The organism is Mycolicibacterium sichuanense, from assembly GCF_033741125.1.
Lineage (GTDB): Bacteria > Actinomycetota > Actinomycetes > Mycobacteriales > Mycobacteriaceae > Mycobacterium.
Window position 1 is genome coordinate 111,221 of the sequence record NZ_JAWQPU010000009.1, and the last position, 21,337, is coordinate 132,557.

The following is a 21,337-nucleotide window of genomic DNA, read 5'->3' on the forward strand; positions in this document are numbered from 1 at the left end:
TGGTTTCGCGACGCATGAAGTCAGGCGGTGAGGCGTGGCGCTGACCGTCGGCGGGCACCCGGTCCCGCGCCTGCTGCGGCCGCGCACCGACAACCCGTGGAACGCGCTGTGGGCGCTGTTGGTCGGTTTCTTCATGATCCTGCTCGACGCCACGATCGTGGCGGTCGCGAACCCGTCGATCATGGATGCGCTGCACGTCGACTACGACGCAGTCATCTGGGTGACCAGCGCCTACCTGCTCGCCTATGCGGTGCCGCTGCTGCTGGCCGGCCGGCTGGGGGACCGCTTCGGCCCGCGCAATCTCTACCTGGTCGGGCTGGGCGTGTTCACCGTCGCCTCGCTGTGGTGCGGACTGGCGGGCAGCATCGGGATGCTCGTCGCCGCCCGCGCAGTCCAGGGCGTGGGGGCGGCGCTGCTGACCCCGCAGACCTTGTCGACGATCACCAGGATCTTCCCCGCGGCGCGACGCGGTGTGGCGCTGAGCGTCTGGGGTGCCACCGCCGGTGTCGCCACGCTCGTCGGGCCGCTGGCCGGTGGGGTCCTGGTCGACGGCCTGGGATGGCAGTGGATCTTCATCGTCAACGTGCCAATCGGCGTCGTCGGGCTGGTGCTGGCCTACGTGTTCGTGCCGTCGCTGCCCACCGAGCGACCCGGGTTCGACGTCCTCGGCGTCGCACTCTCCGGGGTCGGCATGTTCCTCATCGTGTTCGCGCTGCAGGAGGGCCAGTCGCATGACTGGGCGCCGTGGATCTGGGGCGTGCTGATCGCCGGCGTCGCCGCGATGGCGGGCTTCGTCTACTGGCAGGCGGTCAATCCCCGGGACCCGTTGATCCCGCTGGAGATCTTCCGCGACAACGACTTCAGCATGTCCAACCTGGGCATCGCCGTGATCGGGTTCGCCGTGACGGCGATGATCCTGCCGGTGATGTTCTACGCCCAAGCCGTGTGCGGGCTCTCGCCGACGCGCTCGGCGTTGCTGACGGCGCCGATGGCGATCGCGACGGGGGTGCTGGCGCCGTTCGTCGGCAAGCTCGTCGACCGTGCCCACCCCCGGCCGATCGTCGGGTTCGGCTTCTCCGCCGTGGCCGTGGCGTTGACGTGGTTGTCGATCGAGATGACGCCAACGACGCCGATCTGGCGACTGCTGCTGCCGTTCGTCCTGATGGGCGTCGGGATGGCGTTCATCTGGTCGCCGCTGGCCGCCACCGCCACCCGCAATCTGCCGCCGCGGCTGGCGGGTGCGGGGTCCGGCGTCTACAACACCACGCGTCAGGTCGGCGGCGTGCTTGGCAGCGCTGGCATGGCCGCGCTGATGACGTCGCAGATCAACGCGGCCCTCCCGGCGGCCGAGAATCCCGGGGCCGGCCAAGGTGCCGTGACCAGGCTGCCGGTGTTCCTGCACGAGCCGTTCTCGTTCGCGCTGTCGCAGTCGCTGCTGCTGCCTGCCTTCGTGGCTCTGATCGGCGTGGTGTCCGCGTTGTTCCTGCGCGGCTTCGGCAGTGCTCCGGCCCCCCGCGCGGCGGTGAGCGCCCCCGAACCCGACTACTTCCCCGACGACGACGACTACGTCGAGTACACCGTGGAGTGGGAGGACTCGGACTGGGATGAGCCCAGCCGGGCCGCCCGGCGCCGCGGTGACGTCGTCGCTGCCGACGACGTCGTTCCCGACGACAGCGTCACCACCCCGTTCGCGGTGCGGGTCGACCATCCGCTGCCCGCGCCCGCCGACACCTGGCACGGCGGCCCGGTCGAGACCTGGCACAGCCTCCTCGACGACGGCTCCGAGGCCCAGCGCGAGGCGGATACCGCGGCCGAACCCCGACGCAGCCTGCTCGACGAGCTGCTGGCTCCTGCACCACCCGTCAACGCGCACAACGGTTTCAACGGCCAGGCCAAGGTCGAGGTCGATGACGGCGCCGGGGTGCCGCCCGCGCCGCAGCGGGCCGGCAGGCATTCCCGCGCCGCGGACCCCGCCGAGGACGCGGGCACCTACGGAAAGCACTCCATGCGGTTTCGCGACTAGTCAGTCGAACAGGACGGCGGGGTTGAGGTAACCCTCCGGGTCGAACGCGGCCTTGAGCGTCCGCATGGCGGCGATGTCGGCGTCGGTGCGCGACATCGACAGGTAGTCCCGCTTGCGGGTCCCGACGCCGTGCTCGGAGCTGACGTTTCCGCCGCAGTCGGCGATCAGCGCCATCATGGCCGAGTACAGCGCGTGCTCGCCTTCGGCATCGAGGGTGCAACGCACCAGGTTCAGGTGCAGATTGCCCTCGCCGAGGTGACCGAACAGGACCGGGATCGCCCGCGGGGCGTGATCGGCCACCAATGCGGTTGCTGCGTCCTCGAATTCGGCGATCCGCGACAGCGGCAGGGAGACGTCGAACTTCAGCGGCGGCCCGTGGCTGCCGAGCACGTCGGCGATGGCCTCGCGCACCTGCCAGAGTCGATACTGGGTGGCGGTGTCGACACCGACCGCGGGCTCACCGGCGAGGTCGGCCCGCTCCAGCGCGTCGGCCAGCTGTTCGGTCTGGTCGACGTCGCCGGCCAGCTCGATCAGCACCTGCCACGCCCCGTCGGCCGCCGCGCCGACGCCGAGATGCTCGGCGGTCAGCACGCTGGCTCGGGCGTCGATCAATTCCAGCGCGGCGATGCCGTCGGCGTCGCGCAGCTCGCGGGCCGTCGCGACGGCGGCATCGAGGTCGTCGAATCCCGCGATCGCCGTAACCCGTTGGGCCGGGGTGGGATGCAGCCGCAGATCCAGCGCGGTGATCACGCCGAGGGTGCCCTCGGCCCCGACGAACAGTGACGCCAGGTCGTAGCCGGTGTTGTCGCTGCGCACCTCGCTATGCCGGCGGACCACCGACCCGTCGGGAAGCGCGACCTCGAGCCCGAGGACCTGTTCGCCCATGTTCCCGTAGCGGACCGTGCGCAGGCCCCCGGCGTTGGTCGAGGCCATGCCGCCGACGGTCGCGGAGTCACGGGCCGCGAGGTCGACGCCGAAGACCAGCCCGGCATCGCGGGCGGCGCGCTGCACCGCGGCCAGCGTCGCTCCTGCCCCGGCGCGGACCCGGCGTTCGACGGCGTCCACCTCGCCGACGGTCGCCAGCCGTTCGGTGGACAGCAGCACGTCGTCGTGCTCGGGGACCGTTCCCGCCACCAGCGACGTCCGGCCGCCCTGCACGGTGACGCGGGCGCCCGCACCGCGGCAGGCCCGCAGCACGGTGGCCACCTCGTCGTCGGTACCGGGCCGGACCAGCGCCGTCGCCCGCCCCCGATAGCGGCCCGTGTAGTCCACGCAGCGGCCGGCCAAGACGTCGGGGTCGGTGCTGACGTATCTGCCGCCGACGATCTCGGCGAGGAGGTCGATCAGCGATTCACTCACCGGGTCGGTGTATCACACGACGTCAGCGACAGGAACGCGCCGAGGTCGACGAGGCCGGCCGGCGTCGAGGGCAGGTAGTCGGTCAGCAGTGTGGAGCGGACCACGATCGCGGCGTACTTCGCCCGGCTGACCGCGACGTTGAGGCGATTCCGGTTGAGCAGGAACGAGATTCCGCGCGGTACGTCGTCGGCGGACGAGGCGGTCATCGACACGAGCACCACCGGCGCCTGCCTGCCCTGGAACTTGTCGACGGTGCCGACTTCGACGTCGTCCAGGCCCGCGGCGTCCAGGCGGCGTCGCAGTGTGACCACCTGGGCGTTGTAGGGCGTCACCACCAGCACGTGCTGCGGCGCCAAGGGAACCGTGCCGTGCTCGTCGGTCCACGACCGGCCGAGCAATCCCGTGATCTCGGCGACGATTGCGTCGGCCTCCTCGGGGCTGTCGGTCGAGTTGCCGTCGTGCGGGACCGCCAGCGTCCGCACGCCGGGTGCGACGCCCGCGAGCCTGCGCGCCGAGCTGACGTCCTCCTTGGAGTGCAGCCGGCCGTCGTAGGACAGGCGCGAGACTGGGCCGCACACCGCGGGGTGCATGCGATAGGTCAGCTCCAGGAAGTACCCGCGTTCCGGGGGGAGGGTTGGGCTGCCCTGCACCAGCCAGCTCAGCGCCGACTCGTCGACCGGTTCGGGATGGCTGCCCTGACTCACCTGCGGCAGCTGCTGCGGATCGCCAAGCAGCAGAAGGTTTCTCGCTGCGCTGGCGACGGCGATGGTGTTGGCCACGCTGTACTGACCGGCCTCCTCGACCACCAGCAGGTCCAGCGCGCCGCGCGGGATCTTGCCGTCGTTGGCGAAGTCCCAGCCCGTGCCCCCCACGACGCAACCGTCGTGCTCGGCGATGAAGCCGGCGAACTGCGGGTTGGTGATGTCGGTCCAGCCGTCGTTGACGGCGTTGAGCTTCTTGGCCACCCGCGACCCGTCCACGCCGGCGCGCAGGACGTCGCGGAAGAGGTTCTCGACGACGGCGTGCGCCTGTGCCACCACCCCGACGCGCCAACCGTGCTCGTTCACCAGCCGGGCGATCACCCGCGCCGAGGTGAAGGTCTTGCCGGTCCCGGGTGGTCCATGCACGGCCAGGTACGACGAGTCCAGGTCGAGCAACGCGGCGGCGATGTCGTCGGCGACGTCGTCGGTGCGGGGCAGCGGTCGGCCGCTGACGGTGCGCGGCGGCCTGCGCAGCAGGATGTCGGTGATCGCGTCGGCGGGCAGGTTCGGCAATCCCGCGGCGACCCGTGCGGCGGTCGCCTCGATGGAGTCCTGCAGCGGTTTGGTGTTGATCGGCGGGCCGGGCGTCAGCGCGAACGGCACCTGGTCATAGGCCTCGCCGTCCTTCGGTTGCCGCTCGACGATGACCGCCTGTGTCGGCGCCTCGGGGTCGTCGCACTCGATCACCTCGACGCTGGTGAATCCGCGCCGGTCCGGGTCGTCGGCGAACCCGGGCGGGGCGGGCGGTTGATAGAGCGCGTACACGTTCCGGCCGAGTTCACCGGTAGCGATCTCGCCGAACAACCGCACGTGCCGCTGGGGTTTGCGGGCCCGCGGCGGCTGGTGCCAGTCGGTGACGATCTCGTGGCGCTCGGCGATGAAGACGTCGCCGTCGTTGGCCCATTCGTCGACGGGGTTGTTGACGCGATCGAAGTGCGCCCACCAGAACGGCTTGTCCTCCCGCCGGTGATAACCCCGCGCCGCCGCGATCATCGCCACGGCAGTCTGCTCGGCGGTGCGTTCCTCGATGCCGTCACCGGCGAAGCTCAGCAGGCGCCGCTCGGTGGCGTCGGCCACGTCGACCGGGGCCTGCGCCTCGACGGCCCGGATGGGTTGCGGCCCGCGGGGTGGCACCTCCGACTCGATGGCCTTGGCCATCAGCCAATCGCGCAGCCGTCGCGTGGATCGGCAGTCGTAGCGGTTGTAGTCCTCGATCTCCTTGAGCACCATCGCCGCCTCGTCGTCCATGCCCTCGTCGCGCAGCGCGCAGAAGCGGGCGTACTGCGTGATCGAGTCGGTCGCGGTGGTCACCTCGCCCGCGCGCAGCTCGTTGCCCATGTACAGCGGTTCGAGCGACTTGATGCTGTAGTTCTCGGTGCCGACGCGGACGCTCTTGCGGACCAGCGGATACAGGTCGACCAGCACGCCGTTGCGCAGCAGGTCGTCGACCTCGTTCTCGCCGACGCCATAGCGGCCGGCCAGCCGCAGCAGCGTGCTCTTCTCGTAGGCGGCGTAATGGTAGACGTGCATGCCGGGGTGCTTCTTCAGCCGCTTGCGCACCAGGATCAGGAAGTCGACGAGGGCCTGGCGCTCACTGGGACGGTCGTGGGCCCAGTACGGCGTGAACTCATCGGTCACCGTCAGCACGCCCCACAGGTATTCGAGTCCCCACTCGCGCCCGTTCAGCGTCCACAGCGGGTCGCCCTCGAAGTCGAAGAACAGGTCGCCCTTGTCGGCGTCGGGCAGCACCATGAGGGGCTGCGCGTCGACCACCTCGTACGGCGGCTTGGCGCTGCCGTTCTCGACGACCCGATCGGCGACCTGCAGCCGGGCCTGCGCGACGAGTGCCTTGACGGTTCGGGCCGGCAGCTCGGGGACCGCGCCGTCGTGCGCGGCCAGGTCGTGCACCGTGGTGATGCCGGCGTCCAGCAGGCGGGCGCGCTGGCTGACCCGCATGCCGGCGAGCAGCAGCAGGTCGTCGTGGGCGCGCACCTCGCGGCTGCATTCCTGGCAGTGGAAGCAGGCGCGGACGTGCACGTCGTCCCAGCGGACCGGGCGGCCCCCGGCGCGGTGCTCGTCGAGCAGGCGCTCCAGCGCGGCCCGCCGGGGCAGGTAGACCGGCAGCAGGTCCTCGACGCGGTAGGCGGCTACGGTGCCGTCGCCGAGGACCAGTTCGACGTCGTCGGCGACCGGAACGCCGCTGTGGGCCAGGGTGTCGGCGTAGGCGGCCAGCTGCAGCAGCGCCTCCACCTTCACCGAGCGGGCCAGCTTGGTGTCGCGCAATCGATACCGGTCACCGGCCAGGATGAGGAAGTCGGCGAACCCGACGAAGCGCCCGTCGAACATCGCGGCCTGGTAGACGACGCCGGCGCGGCGGTCGATCGCCGAGCGGGTGGCCGCGGCCGCCGCCGTCAGGCCGGCGACGGTGTACTTCGGCTTGCCGATCACGACGGTGTCGGCGGTATCGCGCAGCTCGTCGAGGTGACGGCGTTCGTGCTCACCGCCGAGGGTGGCGGTGCGGGCCAGGAGCTCGTCGTCGGCGCCGGTCCGCGGGCCCCAGCCCAGGAGCGCGTCGAAGGACCTCAGCAACGCATACTCGCAGCGCGCGGCGGCGGCGAGATCCGAAGCGCTATAGACGACTTGGGGGTCGGCTCCCTCGGTCAGGAACACCCACGCCACTGTAGGTCAGCGGTGCGACAGCCCCGCCCGCGCCGCGCTAACCCGTATTGCCGACCAGCTCCACGCCGTTGCCGTTCCAGCGGAACCGGACGACGTTCTTGAGCCCGCTGGTCTCGTTCTGGTACATCAGCGCGACGGTGTCACCCGTGGTGGCGGTCTCGTCGATCCCGTTGAAGCCATAGGTGTCCGGCACACCCGTAGGGATGACCTTGCCGAGGTGGAACAGCACTGCCCTGGTGTTCGGGTTGCCCGCGTTGGTGTTGGCCTTGATCACGATCGCCGACAGTTGGGCGCACTCGTTGTAGTTGCCCGCCAGCGGCTCGGGGCTCCAGGGTTGTCCGCTGCGCGGGTCGCGCGGCAGCTCGGAGACCGCCTTGGCGATCTCGGGCGCCCCGAGGTTGATGGCACACGGATCGGCCGGCGCCGAGGTGGCCGACGGCCCGGACGCCACCGTGGGAGCGGGTGCGGGAGGCGCCGTCTGCGCAGGTGCGACGGTCGGTTCGGGGGTCTTGGAGACTGTCGAGTCACTGGCTCCGCAACCGGCCAACGCAGCCGCCGCGGCCAGGGTTGCGAACGACCACCGGCACCACACGAGGGGCCACCGTACCGCTCTCGACGCCATCGGGGCTGCAGCACCGGGTACTACCCGTAGACTGCCAACTCGATGACGTCTACCGAAACCGACGCGACGAGCGCCGACCTTACCTTTGCTGACCTGCAGATTCACCCGGCCGTGCTGCAGGCCCTCGTCGACGTCGGTTACGAGTCGCCGTCAGCCATCCAAGCCGCCACGATCCCGCCGATGCTCGCCGGCTCCGACGTCGTCGGGCTGGCGCAGACCGGAACGGGCAAGACCGCGGCGTTCGCCATCCCGATCCTGTCGCGCATCGATACCTCCAGCCGCACCACTCAGGCGCTGGTGCTGGCCCCGACCCGCGAGCTGGCACTGCAGGTCGCCGAGGCCTTCAGCCGCTACGGCGCGCACCTTCCGGTGAACGTGCTGCCGGTCTACGGCGGCTCGTCCTACGGCCCGCAGCTGGCCGGGCTCAAGCGTGGCGCCCAGATCGTGGTCGGCACGCCGGGCCGGGTGATCGACCATCTGGAGAAGGGCAGCCTGGACGTCTCGCACCTGGACTACATGGTGCTCGACGAGGCCGACGAGATGCTGCAGATGGGCTTCGCCGAGGACGTCGAGCGGATCCTGTCCGAGACGCCCGAGTACAAGCAGGTGGCGCTGTTCTCGGCCACCATGCCGCCGGCGATCCGCAAGATCACCTCGAAGTACCTGCACGATCCGGTCCAGGTGACGGTCAAGTCGAAGACCGCTACGGCCGAGAACATCACCCAGCGCTACATCCAGGTGGCAGGTCCGCGAAAGATGGATGCGCTGACCCGGTTGCTGGAGGTCGAGCCCTTCGAGGCGATGATCGTCTTCGTTCGCACCAAGCAGGCCACCGAGGAAGTCGCAGAGAAGCTGCGCGCCAGGGGCTTCGCGGCGGCTGCGATCAACGGTGACATCGCCCAGGCCGTGCGGGAGCGCACCATCTCCCAGCTCAAGGACGGCTCGATCGACATCCTGATCGCCACCGACGTGGCGGCGCGCGGGCTCGACGTGGATCGCATCTCGCACGTGCTGAACTACGACATCCCGCACGACCCGGAGTCCTACGTGCACCGCATCGGGCGCACCGGGCGGGCCGGGCGTTCGGGCACCGCGCTGTTGTTCGTCACGCCGCGGGAGCGGCATCTGCTGAACTCGATCGAGCGGGTGACGCGGCAGAAGCTCGTCGAGTCGCAGCTGCCGTCGGTCGACGACGTCAACGCCCAGCGGGTGGAGAAGTTCCGCGAGTCGATCACCGAGGCGCTCAGCGCGCCGGGGATCGAGTTGTTCCGCAGGCTCATCGAGGACTACGAGCGCGACCACAACGTGCCGACGGTCGAGATCGCTGCGGCCCTGGCGCTGCAGAGCCGCGGTGGCGGTGAGTTCCTGATGACCGAGCCGCCGCCGGAGAAGCGCCGGGAACGCCCGGACCGCGAGGACGGGCCGCCCCGCAAGCGTCGCGACAACGTGCGCGGCGATCTGGCGACCTACCGCATCGCCGTTGGCAAGCGGCACAAGGTCGGTCCCGGTTCCATCGTCGGCGCCATCGCCAACGAGGGCGGGCTGCACCGCAGCGACTTCGGCCACATCACCATCAAGATGGACCACTCGCTCGTCGAGCTGCCTGCGCAGCTGTCCCGCGAGACGCTGAAGAAGCTCGAGCACACCCGGATCTCCGGTGTCCTGATCAACCTGCAATCCGACCGATCGGGCCCGAGTCACCATCACAAGTCGAAGTGACCCGGCCGGAGGACCCTGACGTTGGCGGCCTGGAGTCGGTGAGCTCTGGCCGCGTCGCCGCCCTCACGGGTATCCGCGCGGTCGCCGCGATCCTGGTGATGCTGACCCACGCCGCGTACACGACGGGCAAGTACACCCACGGATTCCTCGGACTCGTGTACTCCCGGATGGAGATCGGCGTGCCGATCTTCTTCGTGCTGTCGGGTTTCCTGTTGTTCACGCCGTGGGTGCGCGCGACGGTCACCGGCTCGGCACCGCCGTCGGTCGGCCGGTACGCCTGGCACCGGGTGCGGCGCATCATGCCCGCCTACGTCGTCACGGTGCTGGCGGCCTACCTGCTGTATCACTTCCGCACGGCAGGGCCCAACCCCGGTCACACGTGGATTGGCTTGCTGCGCAACCTGACTCTGACGCAGATCTACACCGACGACTACCTGTTCTCCTACCTGCACCAGGGCCTGACGCAGATGTGGAGCCTGGCCGTCGAGGCAGCGTTCTACGTCGCGCTCCCGCTGCTGGCCTACCTGCTGCTGGTGGTGCTGTGCCGGCGGCGGTGGTCCCCGGGGCGGTTGATCCTGGGGCTGGTGGCGCTCGCGGCGGTGTCGCCGGCCTGGCTGATCCTGGTGCACACCACGCACTTCCTGCCCGACGGCGCGCCGTTGTGGCTGCCCACCTACCTGATGTGGTTCCTCGGCGGCATGCTGCTCGCGGCGTTGTCGCCCTCGGGCATGCGAGCGTATGCCATGGTCTGCATCCCGGTGGCGCTGGCGAGCTACCTGATTGCGTCCACGCCCATCGCGGGGGCCCCGACCACCTCGCCGGCCGAACTCCGCGAGGGTTTGGCCAAATGCCTGTTCTACGCGGTGATCTCGACGCTGTTGGTGGCCCCGCTGGCGCTGCCCGGCCGCGACGGCGGGCGAAGCTGGTATGCGCGGATGCTCGCGACCAGGCCGATGGTCTTCCTCGGCGAGATCTCCTACGAGATCTTCCTGATCCACCTCGTCACGATGGAGCTGGTGATGGTGGAGATCCTGCGCTTCCCGATCTACACGGGTTCGATGTTCCTGCTGTTCGCGGTGACGCTGCTGGTGACGGTGCCGCTGGCGTGGGGGCTGCACCGGCTGACCCGGGTGCGGACCTAGCCGGCTGCTGACGGCGGTCGGCGATCATGTCCCCGGGTCGGGTGACCGAGCCGGCGGCCTAACCGTCGGCGGATTCACTCTCGCTGGGGCACACCATCGGAACGACGAACTCCTCGAGCATGGCGCGCTCGTCGTCGGCATCACGGCCCGGGAAGATCAGCAGCGACGTCATCACCCGCACCAGCCAGCGGGCCCGGCGGTGCACGACGTCGGGGGCCTCGGGATGCAAGGAGAGCAGGAAGGTCGACGTCAGCGTCTGGATGACCTCGGACTGCTCGGCCATCTCCGCGCCGATGGGGGAGTCGGCGGTGGCGAACCACGACGACAGTGCGGGGCTCTTGCGCACCAGCGTCATCGATGTGGTGAGTCCGGTCAGCAGCCGCTCCCGCGGATCGGGAATACCGCTGACGAGTTCGGTCAGCCGCTCGTGCAGCCGGTAGGTCTCCCGGTGCACGTATGCAGTGTGCAGCGCCTCGCGATTCTCGAAGTAGCGGTAGAGGGTGGCCCTGGAACACCCTGCGGCACGGGCGATGTCGTTCATTCCGACGACTCCGACGCCGTTGTTGGCGAACAGTTCGCCGGCGGCATCGAGGATGCGGTCGGTGGCCACCTCCGCTCGACGCGAACTCAACCAGTCGCCCGCCATCAGCCGCGCGCCCGGAACGGCACCGACAGCGGGCGTCGCACATAACTGCCGCCTGCCCAGACGATGCCGGCCTCGTCGACCTCGAAATCGGGACAGCGCAATAGCAATTCGGTCAGTGTCACGCGGGCCTGCATGCGCGCGGCGGCCGCGCCGAGGCAGTGGTGGGCGCCATGACTGAACGTAAGGATGTTGCGCGGCCTTCGGGCGACGTCGAGTTCGCCTGCGTTTGCGCCGTATTGGCGTTCGTCACGGTTGGCCGAGCCATACAGCAGCAGCACCTTGCGTCCGGCCGGGATGGTCTTGCCGTACAGTTCGACGACGCGGGTGGTGGTGCGCGCCAGACCCTGCACCGGTGAAGTCAGCCGTAGCAGTTCGTCGACTGCCTCGGTGATCAGCTCGGGATGGTCGATGAGCAACTGCCGTTGGTCGGGGCGTTGGGATAGTAGCGGCATCGACCCGCCGAGCATGCCGGTCGTGGTGTCGTTGCCGCCGGTGACCATCGTGAAGGTGAAGGCCAGCACCGACAGGGTGCCTGCGAAATCGCCGTCCGCACCGACCCCTGCGGCCAGCAAGTGAGAAACGGTGTCGTCCCCGGGTTCACGCCGGCGCCGCTCGATGAGTTCGCTGAAGTAGGCCATCATGTCGCCCAGCGCATCGCCGAACGTCGCCATCGTGGCCGCGGCGATGCCGCCGGGCGCGGTGTTGGCCGCGACGATCGCTTCGGTCCAGCCGTCGAACTGGTCGCGGTCGTGCTCGGGCACGCCGAGGTAGTGCGCGACGACCATCGACGGCAGCGGCTTGAACAGCTCGGCGACGATGTCGCCGCCACCGTTGGCGAGCAGTCGCTCGATGCGCTCGACGACCAACTCCCGCACCTTGGGCTCGACGGTCTCGACCTGTCGGGGTGTGAATCCTCGGGACACGAGCTTGCGAAACTCGGTGTGCGTCGGTGGGTCTTGCATCACCATCGGCGGATTGTCCTGCAGTCCAATGAGTTCTAGCTCACCGTAGTTCACGGTGAGGCCCTGGGCCGAGGAGAACGTCTCGTGGTCGCGCGCGGCGGCGAAGACGTCGGCGTGCCGGGACAGCACCCAGTAGTCGTGACCGGGGTTCTCCGGCACGACGTGGTGGACGGGGTCGAGGTCGCGCAGGGCCTGGTACATCGGCCAGCGATTACCCCAGGTCTCAGCGGTGGCGAGTTCGAAGCGGGCCTCGGCCGTTTGAGACACAATAGGGTTCATGTCTCATGATTACGACATGAGCCGGAATATGTCAAGGTCGGTTGTAGGATCCCGGTACGTTTGTCCAAACCCCAGACATCGTTGTAGGTTCCGGTCAAATATGGCGGATCATTTCGAAGCATTCGGCAACTTATGGACGATCCGCCATCCTCGGGCGGATTCCCAGAGTCTGCCTGGCATTCGCAACCTGTTTTGCGGGCACTGTCGCGACGGCCAGCGCGTCTCTGAGGCACGCAGCGCGAGAAAGATTTGGAGAAAGCTTCCGCAGAAGGTGCAGGGAGAGCGCACAATTAAGCCCGTCGCTTCTCCGTGGAATCGACGGGATCGATTGAGCAGGAGAGCAATTTAGGCGTCGAGCTGCAGCGGCAACCGTGCCACCGTTGCCCGGCCTGATCTCCTCGTCGGGAGCAGTATCAATGTGTGGCGGTGGCCTAGACATGTACGCTAGTACCCGTACCAGCCCGTCGAAGTACGGCGTCAGTTCGCCGCAGGTGCGAGCTTCATCGCCACCCGGGCCGGTTGCGTTCGTTACCGCTCAACGGCCCGGCTCAGCGCTTCTCGCACCCATCCGGCCACCGATTGAGTGCTGGGGACTGCCTCTGGTTCGTCGAGGACGCGAGACGTGAGTACCGCGGTGTCACCCTCATCCAGACCGCGCTGGACGCCAGTCTCAAAAGCGTCGACTTGGCGCTTGCACTGTGGTGATGGCGTGTCCCCGAGGCGGTGTCGCGGCGGGGTCAAGCCTGCGCGGTGAATCTTATGCGTGTGCAACGCGGGCTGATTCTTGTCCCGTCTTTGTCCATTGCAGTGTCGACAGGAGAGACGTCGATTCGCCTGGTGCTGCTGATTGTGCGGTCAAGGTGAGTTGGTGCTCGGCGAGTCGGCTGTGCCGCAGTTGCGTGCCGCCGATCCAGTTGGGCATCAATGAGACGAGCACGTGGTGGTGAATGACTCCGGTGAGTTCGTCGACCGAGTAGCTGCCGCTGTAGGCAAGGTACCCGGCCGCGGCCGCGGCGCGTTGGTCCTCGGTACCACCCGCGGCCGTCGGGTTGTCGTAGGCGGGCCGGTCTGGGGTCATGACTTGAGCGGACATGTAGCCGTCTGGTGTGTACATGATGAGACCGGTCGGTTTCTCACCGTGCGGGTAGGTGATCGGCCCGTCGGGGCCGAGTTTTTCGGCGTAGTAGGTGAGTTTCCATGCACCGATCAGATGCTCCCGCAGCGTCATTGGGCCGTCCTCTTGAGTTCGGGGAAGTGAAACATGAGCCAGGACTGCGGGCTGACCCAGTTCGGGTAGAGGCTGATCATTTCGTCGTAGACGTGCTGTTCGCTGTTGCCTCGCTTGACTAGTCGATCGAAGTCGGCCAAATACTCCTTGGAGGCAGCCAGGGCGTCCGGGGTGTCGGGGGCGCCGGTCTTCTTGTGGCCGGCGACGACCGTCGCGGGATTCAACGCCTCGAGACGGTCGAGTGCGGCGATCCAATTGGCGCGCGATTCGGGTGTGGTGTCGCCGACGAACATGTGGCATTGGTTGTAGACGACGTCGCCGCCGACGACGAGGTCGATTGCGGGAACGTGGATGGAGGTGGTGTCCACGGTGTCGGTGCGCCCCTGTTTGACGATGTTGATGTCGTGACCTTCGAGGGTGAAGGTGTCTCCCGTGAACGGTTGGGCCGCAACGAGTTGGGCGGGAAGTTGGTCTGGGAAGAGCGCGGTGGCGAAGCCGTGCCACTGCGGTGTGAGTTGATCGCGCATCAGCTGGACTGATTCTGGTGTGGCGATCGCTTCGGCGTTCGGAAATCGTTGCAACAAGACGCTGAGGCCGTAGAAGTGGTCGAAATGTCCGTGTGTGAGATAGATCGTGGTGAGTGTGCGGTGGTGTAGCGCGATCCAGTCGGCGAGGGCGGTGGCTTCTGCGGTCGTGGTGAGAGCGTCGACCAGGACCGCGTCCGTCTCGCCATAGATCAGCGTTGCGGTGATGGGGTCCCAGCTCAGCGGCGGGCCGAAGGGGTAGGGCGGGGCACCGGCGAGAGTCTTCTCGGGTGCAGTAAAGACGTTGACGGCCAATGGTGGTGATGGTGGGGGAGGCATGCAGATCTCCTTGGTGTCAGATGGGGAGGGCGGGGTCGGAGTTTGGGTGAGCAATCGCGGCGCCCGGGGTAGGGAGCTGGTGTGGGGCGGCGCATGGACAGGTTTAGGCGGGCTGAGTGGGAGTTGCCGTGGTGGAGGGTACGGCTTTGATGAATGCGCCCCGCATCACCGTGAGTGTTCCGTCGCGCAGTGCGGTGCTGAAGTTCATCACCCGGGTCATGCCGTCCTCGATGATCATCGGCAAGATGAGTTCCGGCCGGGCTGCGCCGTCGCCGAGGGTTGCGGCGGACCAGTCGTTGACCCACGCGGTCTCGTCCACCCACGCCAGGGTGGTGAAACCTGCTGAGCGGATCGCCTGTTCGAGTTCGTGAGGGGTGCTGAGGAAGCTGTCGGTCCCGTCGAGCGACCATGGCATCGGCCACGGTGGCTGCTGCCCGGCCGTGGCGCACACCTCCCAGACCGCGAGGCGCGCCCTGGGTGCGAGAAGCCGCGCGACCGCCGAAAACCACCGGTGCTTGTCCGCGACGTTCATTTGGACGTGCATCGTGATCGCGGCGTCGAACGGCCGTTCAACGCCCAGTTCCAACATGTGGTCGGCAGACAAGGCGGTGATGTCGGCATGCTGGAAGCGCACCTGATCGCCGTAACCCATTCGCATGGTGAGTGTCTGGGCGGCCTCGACGTAGCCGGCGGTGATGTCGACACCCACTACGGTGGCAGATGTCTGTTCGGCGATGCGTCGCGCCGGCCCGCCAAATCCGGACCCGACGTCGATCACCACGTCGCCGGGTGAGATGGCCAGACTGGGAATGAGCTTGTCGACGGCGCCGACGCCGCCGGCGTGATATTGGTCGAGGAGTCCGGTCTGCTCGGGTGTGAAGTATCCCTCGGACTGACCGGAATCGAGCATGGCGGTGATCCGGCCGGCGACGTCGTGTTCGGTGTAGGTCATGAGCGTGGTCGTTCCCCTCGGTCGCTGATGGGACCCCCTCGACGGTAATCGCCTGCAGGAGGCTAGAACCCGCGCCGCGGGCGGTCCTGCACGCGGGGCACCGAGGCGTGCACGGCGTGGCCATAATCGATGGTGTTCGGCGGGTGCTACCGGCCACCCACAACACGGTTCATGCCGCACCACTCACGCGGGGACACGCGCCGAGGGATGTCCCGTCCGCATCACGTTCGCCGGACCATCGCGTGGACAACGTCGACGCGGTCGGCCTCGGGGATCGTCGTAGTGTCGAAGACCACGCTCACCGCCCGGTGGGCCCGTCGTGGCGGGTCGGCGACGGTGCGGGTGTCGAATCCGTCAGCATGGCACGGCCCCTCCTGGGCGTCAGTGTTCGCACATGCTCGGCCGACCCGACGACCATGTCAACCGAGGTGTGTCACGACGACGCAGTCGGTGCTTTCGTCGAGGCGAAGTCGTCGCGGTGTTCGTCGATGAACTGCTTGAGGTCCATGGGCGGTGTGCCGGTGAGTTCCTCGACGGTGTTGGTCTTGGACACCCACAGGCCGTTGTGGAGGTCCTCGATGACGCCGCCGATGTGCTGGGCGAAGTACTCGCCCAGGATTGGGATGGGTGTGACGAAGGCACTGAATTCTTCGACCGACATGGGGGCATAGCGGATGGCGCGCCCGAGGACCTCGGTGAGGGCCTCGGCGATGGCGGTGCCGTCCATGTCGGTGGGCCCGTCGAGTTGGTAGGCCTTCCCGGCGTGGGGGGCAGGGTTGGCCAAAATGGTGGCGATGACGCGGCCCTGGTCGAATGCGGTCAGTGGCGCGAAGTGGGCGTCGCCGAAGGGCAGGGTGAGAATGTCATCGCCGATGAGCGGCCATAGGGTGAAGGGGTAGAGCAGCCATTCGGCGAACAGGTTGGGTCGGATGTGGGTCACGGGGACCTCCGCCCAGTCGAAGACCTGTTGGGCCATCCAATGGTTCTGTGAGGCATGGCTTTTCGAGTCACGCCTGCAGGTGCCCTGGGACATGTTGACGATGGCCCTGACTCCGGCCTCGTGGGCGGCCTGGGCGAAGTACGTTGTGCCGTCGATGATTCCGGGGACGATGGGATAGACGAAGTAGGCCGAGTCGACGCCCTCCAGTGCGACCCGAACGCTGTCGACGTCGAGGAGGTCGCCGAGCACGACCTCGGCGCCCAGTTCGCGCAGAGTGTCGGCGCGGGCGTCTTCGCGGTGCACCATGGCTCGCACGGTGTGGTCGGTGTGTTGTAGTGCGCGCACGATCTCGCGGCCGGTTGATCCGCTCGCTCCGGTGACGAGGATCTGGGAGGCAGTCATGGGTGGTGTCCTTTTGGGTTTGTGGGGTGGGGCGGTGGCCGTGGCACGTGTGGTGGTGGACGCGCTAGCCGAAGAGGTCGGGGTGCTCGGTGATGTAGTGCTCGACCGATTCGGCGGGCTGCCCGGTGACGGTCTCGACGTCAGCGGTCAGACGGTCGTATCGGTTGGCGCGGTGCAGTTTTGCGACGGTGACGATGTGGTCGGTGATGTGCACGGAGATGCCCAGTGAGGTGATGGCGGTGCGGAAGTCGTCAAGCGACATGTCCACGGCTGTGACGGGACGGCCCAGTGCCGCGGCGTATTGCTCGGCGAGTCCGTTCACGTCCAAGACTTGTGGGCCGGTCAGTTCGTAGACGTTCCCGATGTGCCCGGTCGGGTCTTTCAGGATGGTTGCCACGACGCGGGCGACGTCGGTGGTTGCCACCGGTGAGGTTCGGCCGTCGCCGAAGGGAAGCACCAGTTCGCCGCGTTCGCTGATCGATTGCCGTGACAGCAGCGTGAACAGCGGATTGTCAAGGAAGACGGTGGGTCGCACGTGGACGGTGGGAACCGGCGACCAGTTCATCATCTGCTCGGCCAGCCAGTGCCACCGTTGGTGGTTGGATTCCTCGGTGCTGGTCGAGGTCATCTCCGACACCGTCATCTGCGACATGTTGACCAATACGTCCAACTCGCCATGCTCGGTGGCCAGCGCGGTGACCACGGCGGCGGCCTCCAGGTAGTCCGCGGAGACCGCCATGTTGAAGAAGGCGCGATTCGCGCCGCGCAGGGCGGTGGTGACTGCGGCGGGATCGGTCAGATCGCCGACCACGACCTGCGCGCCGCGGTCGCGTAGCGCGTCGGCGCGGCCGTCGTCGTGGTGCACCATGACCCGCACCGCCTCGCCACTGGCGAGGAGGGCGTCGGCGACCAGGCGGCTGACGCTGCTGAAGCCGGCGGCGACGCCGGTGACGAGGTGTAGTGGGCGCTCGGTCATGACCGGTGACCGGTCGCCGATGGACGCGGTGAGACCCGTGAGGTCGTCGTGCTGGGTGTGAGGGCGGCCATTGGGTTGGGTCTCCAATTTGGTTGAGAAGAATAGGTAATCACTTCGGCGGCGCACATCGTGCGGTGTAGAGGGGATACGGCGAAAGCTACTACCGGATGGCGCGGTGCGGCGACGATGTGCAACCCCGGCACAGAGGTATGCACGCGTTGAGGCCATCGCGCACCCCGTTGCGACGTCGGAACCGTTGGCCGTGCCGCCAACGCACTCAAGGGCCGACGCCTCACCGGCAGGACACCTCCACCGGTGCCTGGGTAGTGCCGGGCCCACCGCCGGGAGGTCCGCATTTCGACTTCTGCATGGGGAGTCGGTGTGCGGTGTGTGTGGCGTGCACAGGTGTAGTCCCGCCGTGCACGACGGCGCCGCGGTGATCGTGTCGGCGGAGTTGGGGTGCCAGCATCGGGTCATCCGATTCAGCGGCATTCGTCGGCTCACCTCGACGATGCGTGGCGCCGGCCCGGTCGTGGAGAACGGTGCATCCGCGCGTTCGACGGCGGCGCCAAGTCGACCGGTGGGAACGCCGGATTCGGACCCAACAGAAAGGCTCGTCATGGCTACTGCACAACTCTTGGTCACCGGTGCCACCGGTGCCACCGGTCTTGCCGCGGTCGAAGCGTTGAAGGGCAGCGGTAACGCTGTGCGCGCCCTCGTCCACAGCGACGACTCCCGTGCTGATCGGCTCCGCAACCTGGGCGCCGAGATCGTGGTGGGAGACCTGCTCGACATCGACAGCGTCCATGCGGCCATGAACGGGGTCGACGCGGCCTACTTCGTCTATCCGATCAAGCCGCGGCTACTGGATGCGACCGCCTACTTCGCCCAAGCCGCGAAGGAGTCTGGGGTGGGTGCCATCGTGAACCTCTCACAGCGGACCTCGCATAGGCACTCGAAGAGTCATGCGGCGCAGAATCATTGGATGGCCGAGCGGGTGTTCGATTGGTCGGGTGTCCCCGTGACCCACTTGCGCCCGACGTTGTTCGCCGAGTGGATGCTGTACCCGTTCGCCGTGCAGGGCGTCACCGACAACGACACCCTGGCTTTGCCGTTCGGCACCGGCAAGTTCGCGCCGATCGCCGCCTATGACCAGGGTCGCGTCATCGCCACCGTCTTGTCCGATCCTGCCCGGCACGCCGGGCAAACATATCTGCTCAACGGCCCCGCCGTCCTGGACGGAGAAGGAGTCGCCGCCGCTCTGGGCGAAGGGCTGGGTCGGCCGATCACCTACTTCCCGTTTCCCATCGAAGACTTCCAGGCCGTCGCCGCGACGATCCCCGAGTTGTCGGACTTCTTCGCCCAGCACATCGGCGCGGTGGTCGCCGAACTCAACGACGGCCTGCTCTCGGAGACCAACGACACCGTGCAACAGCTCACCGGCAGCGCCCCGATGAGCGTTCAGGACTTCGCCCGCGCCCACAGCGCTGAATTCGCCCACAAGCCCACCGCCTGACACACCGCCATCCAAGGGAGCCACGGACTATGAGCACCATCGAGAACCTGACCGACCGCAACACCCACTTCGCCGAGACCGAGTTCACCGCCGGGTTGAAGATCGTGCCGCAATTGAAGACGCTGCTGATCGGCTGCGTCGACCCACGGGTCGACCCTGCACAAGTGCTGGGCGTGCAGCTCGGGGAGGTCGCGGTGATCCGCAACATCGGCGGCCGGGTCACCCCCGACGTCATCGCCGAGATCGCACTGTTGGTGACGTTGACCAAGACCCTGGGCGGGGCGCTGGGCCCGGGTTGGGATCTGATCGTGTTGCAGCACACCGACTGCGGGATCCTGCGGCTGCAAGACCCGCCCGACAAGCTCGCCGCCATCTTCGACATCGACCCAACCTCGCTGAGCGACAAGCACGTCGGTGATCCGCGCGCGGCCATCGAGGGCGACGTCGCCGCCCTGCGGGCATCGCCGCACATCCCGGGGGCGTTCCGGGTCAGCGGCATGGTCTACGACGTCGCCACCGGGCGGATCGAGACGGTCACCGGGCCAGCTGTGCTACGTCCCGACCCCACCGATGTGTGACGGCTGCGGATCACACACCGAGGCGACCGCCTCCCAGCCGCGCGTCGCCGGGGGTGCCGCGGTCGACCCCATCGAGTTGGAGCCGGTCGACGAAGTCGTCGTCACCACCCTGATGGACAACGCCTACGACGCGCTGCTCGGGGACACCGCCATTGCCCACCGAACGACGTTCCCCGCAACACCGACCGTCGCGGCGCCGCAGTTCACCCAAGGCTGCACCGCACCGGGATTGATCGCCGAACACGGTTTCTCCGCCTTGGTCACCACTCGGCGCGGAAACACCTCGCACACTGTCCTCTTCGACACCGGGGTGTCCCCGGACGGTATGGCGGCCAACTTCGAGCGCCTCGGCCTGGACGCGGCGGCGATCGAAGTGGTCGTGCTCAGCCACGGACACTTCGACCACGCCGGCGGGTTCCCCGGCCTGGCCAGGCTTCGGCGCCGCAACGGCATGCCGCTGATCGTGCATCCGTTGGTCTGGAGCCGCCGACGTGTCGCGCTGCCCAACGACATGCATTGGCAAATGCCGACTCTGACCCGACGGGGACTGGAGGCTGAGGGCCTGGAGGTCATCGAGCGGCGCCAACCCTCACTGCTGATGGACGATTCGATCCTGATCACCGGCGAGGTCGACCGCACCACCGACTTCGAGCGCGGCATGCCCGGCCACGAGGCGTGGCGCGACGGACTCTGGGAACCCGACCCGCTGATCCTCGACGAACAAGCACTGGTGGTTCACCTCAAGGGCCGCGGACTGGTCGTACTGACCGGATGCGGGCACGCCGGCGCGGTGAACATCGCCCGCCACGCCATGCGCCTGACCGGCGTGGATCGACTGCACGCCTTCCTGGGAGGTCTGCATCTCAGCGGCGCCGCCTTCGAACCCGTCATCGAACCCACGGTCACCGCGTTCACCGCCATGGCCCCGGACCTGCTGGTGCCGGCGCACTGCACGGGCTGGAAGGCCCAGCACCGGCTGGCCGGCGCGTTGCCAGGGGCGTTCGTCCCCAACGCGGTGGGGACGTCGTTCACGTTGTCCGGGGTGCCGGCGTGACAGCGCCGGGGGCCGATTGTCGCAGTCCCACGACCAGGGAGGACGTGCCGTCGACGACATGACGCGTACGCGGTATGCCGACAAACCGACCACCGAGGCGTCGACGTGGATCGACGCATCGCCTGAGGTGGTGTGGTCATTGGTCGCCGACATCGAACTGATGCCCACGCTCAGCGACGAACTGCGCTCGGTGGAGTGGCTCGAGCCGGCCACGGGGCCGGCGGTGGGCGCAGCGTTCCGCGGCTACAACCAGCACGGCGATGGGCAATGGTCCACGGTGTCCTACGTCGTGGCCTACGAACCCGGTCAGGTGTTCGCCTGGGCCGTGGGCAACGTCGAGCACCCCGGAGCGATCTGGCGGTTCACCCTCGGCCCCGACGGCGGCGGAACCCGGTTGACCCAGTGGGTGCAGATGGGACCGGGTCGATCTGGGGTGAGCATGGCCATCGCGTCGCGCCCCAACCAAGAGTCGGCGATCGTCGCCGGCCGGCTACGCAACTTCCGCGAGGGCATGACACGCAACCTGGCAGCAATCAAGTTCCTCGCCGAGCACCGATGACCCACCCGCGACACCGTCACGTCACCTGCCGTGAAACTCCCTCTCCTGCAGTCCATGTGAACGGCACCGGACACCGG

Annotated in this window: 17 protein-coding genes; 7 read left to right on the forward strand and 10 right to left on the reverse strand. The window is 68.0% G+C overall.

Features of this window, described 5'->3' with window-relative positions; translation table 11 throughout:
* The first annotated feature begins 133 nt into the window (after nucleotides 1-133).
* Complete coding sequence (locus SBI80_RS24010; RefSeq protein ID WP_318977397.1) at nucleotides 134-2,023, forward strand: DHA2 family efflux MFS transporter permease subunit; 1,890 nt, start codon at nucleotides 134-136, stop codon at nucleotides 2,021-2,023.
* Here the strand turns inward: SBI80_RS24010 and SBI80_RS24015 are convergent, their stop codons facing one another.
* From SBI80_RS24015 to SBI80_RS24025, 3 genes are read right to left on the reverse strand one after another with little or no spacing between them, the layout of a single operon-like run.
* Entirely contained in the window at nucleotides 2,024-3,382 is a 1,359-nt protein-coding gene (locus SBI80_RS24015) for an FAD-binding oxidoreductase (protein ID WP_318977349.1), read from the reverse strand.
* Nucleotides 3,379-6,813, reverse strand: coding sequence for a TM0106 family RecB-like putative nuclease (locus SBI80_RS24020; RefSeq protein WP_318977350.1), 3,435 nt, complete (start codon nucleotides 6,811-6,813; stop codon nucleotides 3,379-3,381). The genes SBI80_RS24015 and SBI80_RS24020 overlap by 4 nt, the downstream gene beginning before the upstream one ends.
* A 46-nt stretch (nucleotides 6,814-6,859) precedes the next feature.
* Nucleotides 6,860-7,444 (reverse strand): LppP/LprE family lipoprotein, encoded by a 585-nt coding sequence (locus SBI80_RS24025; protein ID WP_413232799.1) that lies wholly within the window; start codon nucleotides 7,442-7,444, stop codon nucleotides 6,860-6,862.
* A 42-nt stretch (nucleotides 7,445-7,486) separates the two neighbouring features.
* On the opposite strand from SBI80_RS24025, the gene SBI80_RS24030 reads away from it, so the two are divergent.
* On the forward strand, nucleotides 7,487-9,163 hold the full coding sequence (locus SBI80_RS24030) for a DEAD/DEAH box helicase (RefSeq protein ID WP_318977352.1): 1,677 nt from the start codon (nucleotides 7,487-7,489) through the stop codon (nucleotides 9,161-9,163).
* Nucleotides 9,164-9,201: 38 nt separating this feature from the next.
* A complete protein-coding gene (locus SBI80_RS24035; protein ID WP_318977353.1) occupies nucleotides 9,202-10,305 on the forward strand; it encodes an acyltransferase family protein in 1,104 nt (367 codons plus the stop codon).
* Between the two features lie 58 nt (nucleotides 10,306-10,363).
* Here the strand turns inward: SBI80_RS24035 and SBI80_RS24040 are convergent, their stop codons facing one another.
* The 7 genes from SBI80_RS24040 to SBI80_RS24070 all read right to left on the reverse strand — a co-directional run bounded on the left by SBI80_RS24040 (nucleotide 10,364) and on the right by SBI80_RS24070 (nucleotide 17,553).
* Nucleotides 10,364-10,951: a TetR/AcrR family transcriptional regulator gene (locus SBI80_RS24040; RefSeq protein WP_318977354.1), complete on the reverse strand. Its 588-nt coding sequence runs from the start codon at nucleotides 10,949-10,951 to the stop codon at nucleotides 10,364-10,366.
* Complete coding sequence (locus SBI80_RS24045) at nucleotides 10,951-12,114, reverse strand: cytochrome P450 (RefSeq protein WP_413232801.1); 1,164 nt, start codon at nucleotides 12,112-12,114, stop codon at nucleotides 10,951-10,953. The genes SBI80_RS24040 and SBI80_RS24045 overlap by 1 nt, the downstream gene beginning before the upstream one ends.
* Before the next feature lie 835 nt (nucleotides 12,115-12,949).
* The gene (locus SBI80_RS24050) at nucleotides 12,950-13,420 is read right to left on the reverse strand and encodes a lipocalin-like domain-containing protein (protein ID WP_318977356.1); all 471 of its coding nucleotides are present in this window, start codon (nucleotides 13,418-13,420) and stop codon (nucleotides 12,950-12,952) included.
* Nucleotides 13,417-14,283 (reverse strand): MBL fold metallo-hydrolase, encoded by an 867-nt coding sequence (locus SBI80_RS24055; RefSeq protein WP_318977357.1) that lies wholly within the window; start codon nucleotides 14,281-14,283, stop codon nucleotides 13,417-13,419. The genes SBI80_RS24050 and SBI80_RS24055 overlap by 4 nt, the downstream gene beginning before the upstream one ends.
* Before the next feature lie 103 nt (nucleotides 14,284-14,386).
* On the reverse strand, nucleotides 14,387-15,235 hold the full coding sequence (locus SBI80_RS24060; RefSeq protein ID WP_318977358.1) for an SAM-dependent methyltransferase: 849 nt from the start codon (nucleotides 15,233-15,235) through the stop codon (nucleotides 14,387-14,389).
* Nucleotides 15,236-15,668: 433 nt separating this feature from the next.
* Nucleotides 15,669-16,577, reverse strand: a complete 909-nt coding sequence (locus SBI80_RS24065; protein ID WP_318977359.1) for an NmrA family NAD(P)-binding protein — start codon at nucleotides 16,575-16,577, stop codon at nucleotides 15,669-15,671.
* Between the two features lie 64 nt (nucleotides 16,578-16,641).
* Entirely contained in the window at nucleotides 16,642-17,553 is a 912-nt protein-coding gene (locus SBI80_RS24070) for an NmrA family NAD(P)-binding protein (protein WP_318977360.1), read from the reverse strand.
* A gap of 619 nt (nucleotides 17,554-18,172) precedes the next feature.
* Between SBI80_RS24070 and SBI80_RS24075 the strand changes: the two genes are divergently transcribed.
* The 4 genes from SBI80_RS24075 to SBI80_RS24090 are packed head-to-tail and all read left to right on the forward strand — an operon-like array spanning nucleotide 18,173 to nucleotide 21,260.
* A complete protein-coding gene (locus SBI80_RS24075; protein ID WP_318977361.1) occupies nucleotides 18,173-19,069 on the forward strand; it encodes an NmrA family NAD(P)-binding protein in 897 nt (298 codons plus the stop codon).
* Between the two features lie 29 nt (nucleotides 19,070-19,098).
* Entirely contained in the window at nucleotides 19,099-19,647 is a 549-nt protein-coding gene (locus tag SBI80_RS24080; RefSeq protein ID WP_318977362.1) for a carbonic anhydrase, read from the forward strand.
* On the forward strand, nucleotides 19,640-20,701 hold the full coding sequence (locus SBI80_RS24085; protein ID WP_318977363.1) for an MBL fold metallo-hydrolase: 1,062 nt from the start codon (nucleotides 19,640-19,642) through the stop codon (nucleotides 20,699-20,701). The genes SBI80_RS24080 and SBI80_RS24085 overlap by 8 nt, the downstream gene beginning before the upstream one ends.
* 58 nt (nucleotides 20,702-20,759) lie before the next feature.
* Nucleotides 20,760-21,260: an SRPBCC family protein gene (locus tag SBI80_RS24090; protein ID WP_318977364.1), complete on the forward strand. Its 501-nt coding sequence runs from the start codon at nucleotides 20,760-20,762 to the stop codon at nucleotides 21,258-21,260.
* The last annotated feature ends 77 nt before the right edge of the window (nucleotides 21,261-21,337 follow it).

What these genes read in the sequence shown, in the direction of transcription:
- SBI80_RS24065 (WP_318977359.1), bottom strand. Translation starts at nt 16,577, where the DNA reads ATGACTGCCTCCCAGATCCTCGTCACCGGAGCGAGCGGATCAACCGGC.
- SBI80_RS24030 (WP_318977352.1), top strand. Translation starts at nt 7,487, where the DNA reads ATGACGTCTACCGAAACCGACGCGACGAGCGCCGACCTTACCTTTGCT.
- SBI80_RS24050 (WP_318977356.1), bottom strand. Translation starts at nt 13,420, where the DNA reads ATGACGCTGCGGGAGCATCTGATCGGTGCATGGAAACTCACCTACTAC.
- SBI80_RS24040 (WP_318977354.1), bottom strand. Translation starts at nt 10,951, where the DNA reads ATGGCGGGCGACTGGTTGAGTTCGCGTCGAGCGGAGGTGGCCACCGAC.
- SBI80_RS24010 (WP_318977397.1), top strand. Translation starts at nt 134, where the DNA reads ATGATCCTGCTCGACGCCACGATCGTGGCGGTCGCGAACCCGTCGATC.
- SBI80_RS24045 (WP_413232801.1), bottom strand. Translation starts at nt 12,114, where the DNA reads ATGTACCAGGCCCTGCGCGACCTCGACCCCGTCCACCACGTCGTGCCG.
- SBI80_RS24055 (WP_318977357.1), bottom strand. Translation starts at nt 14,283, where the DNA reads ATGCCTCCCCCACCATCACCACCATTGGCCGTCAACGTCTTTACTGCA.
- SBI80_RS24075 (WP_318977361.1), top strand. Translation starts at nt 18,173, where the DNA reads ATGGCTACTGCACAACTCTTGGTCACCGGTGCCACCGGTGCCACCGGT.
- SBI80_RS24070 (WP_318977360.1), bottom strand. Translation starts at nt 17,553, where the DNA reads ATGACCGAGCGCCCACTACACCTCGTCACCGGCGTCGCCGCCGGCTTC.
- SBI80_RS24025 (WP_413232799.1), bottom strand. Translation starts at nt 7,444, where the DNA reads ATGGCGTCGAGAGCGGTACGGTGGCCCCTCGTGTGGTGCCGGTGGTCG.
- SBI80_RS24085 (WP_318977363.1), top strand. Translation starts at nt 19,640, where the DNA reads ATGTGTGACGGCTGCGGATCACACACCGAGGCGACCGCCTCCCAGCCG.
- SBI80_RS24060 (WP_318977358.1), bottom strand. Translation starts at nt 15,235, where the DNA reads ATGACCTACACCGAACACGACGTCGCCGGCCGGATCACCGCCATGCTC.
- SBI80_RS24090 (WP_318977364.1), top strand. Translation starts at nt 20,760, where the DNA reads ATGACGCGTACGCGGTATGCCGACAAACCGACCACCGAGGCGTCGACG.
- SBI80_RS24080 (WP_318977362.1), top strand. Translation starts at nt 19,099, where the DNA reads ATGAGCACCATCGAGAACCTGACCGACCGCAACACCCACTTCGCCGAG.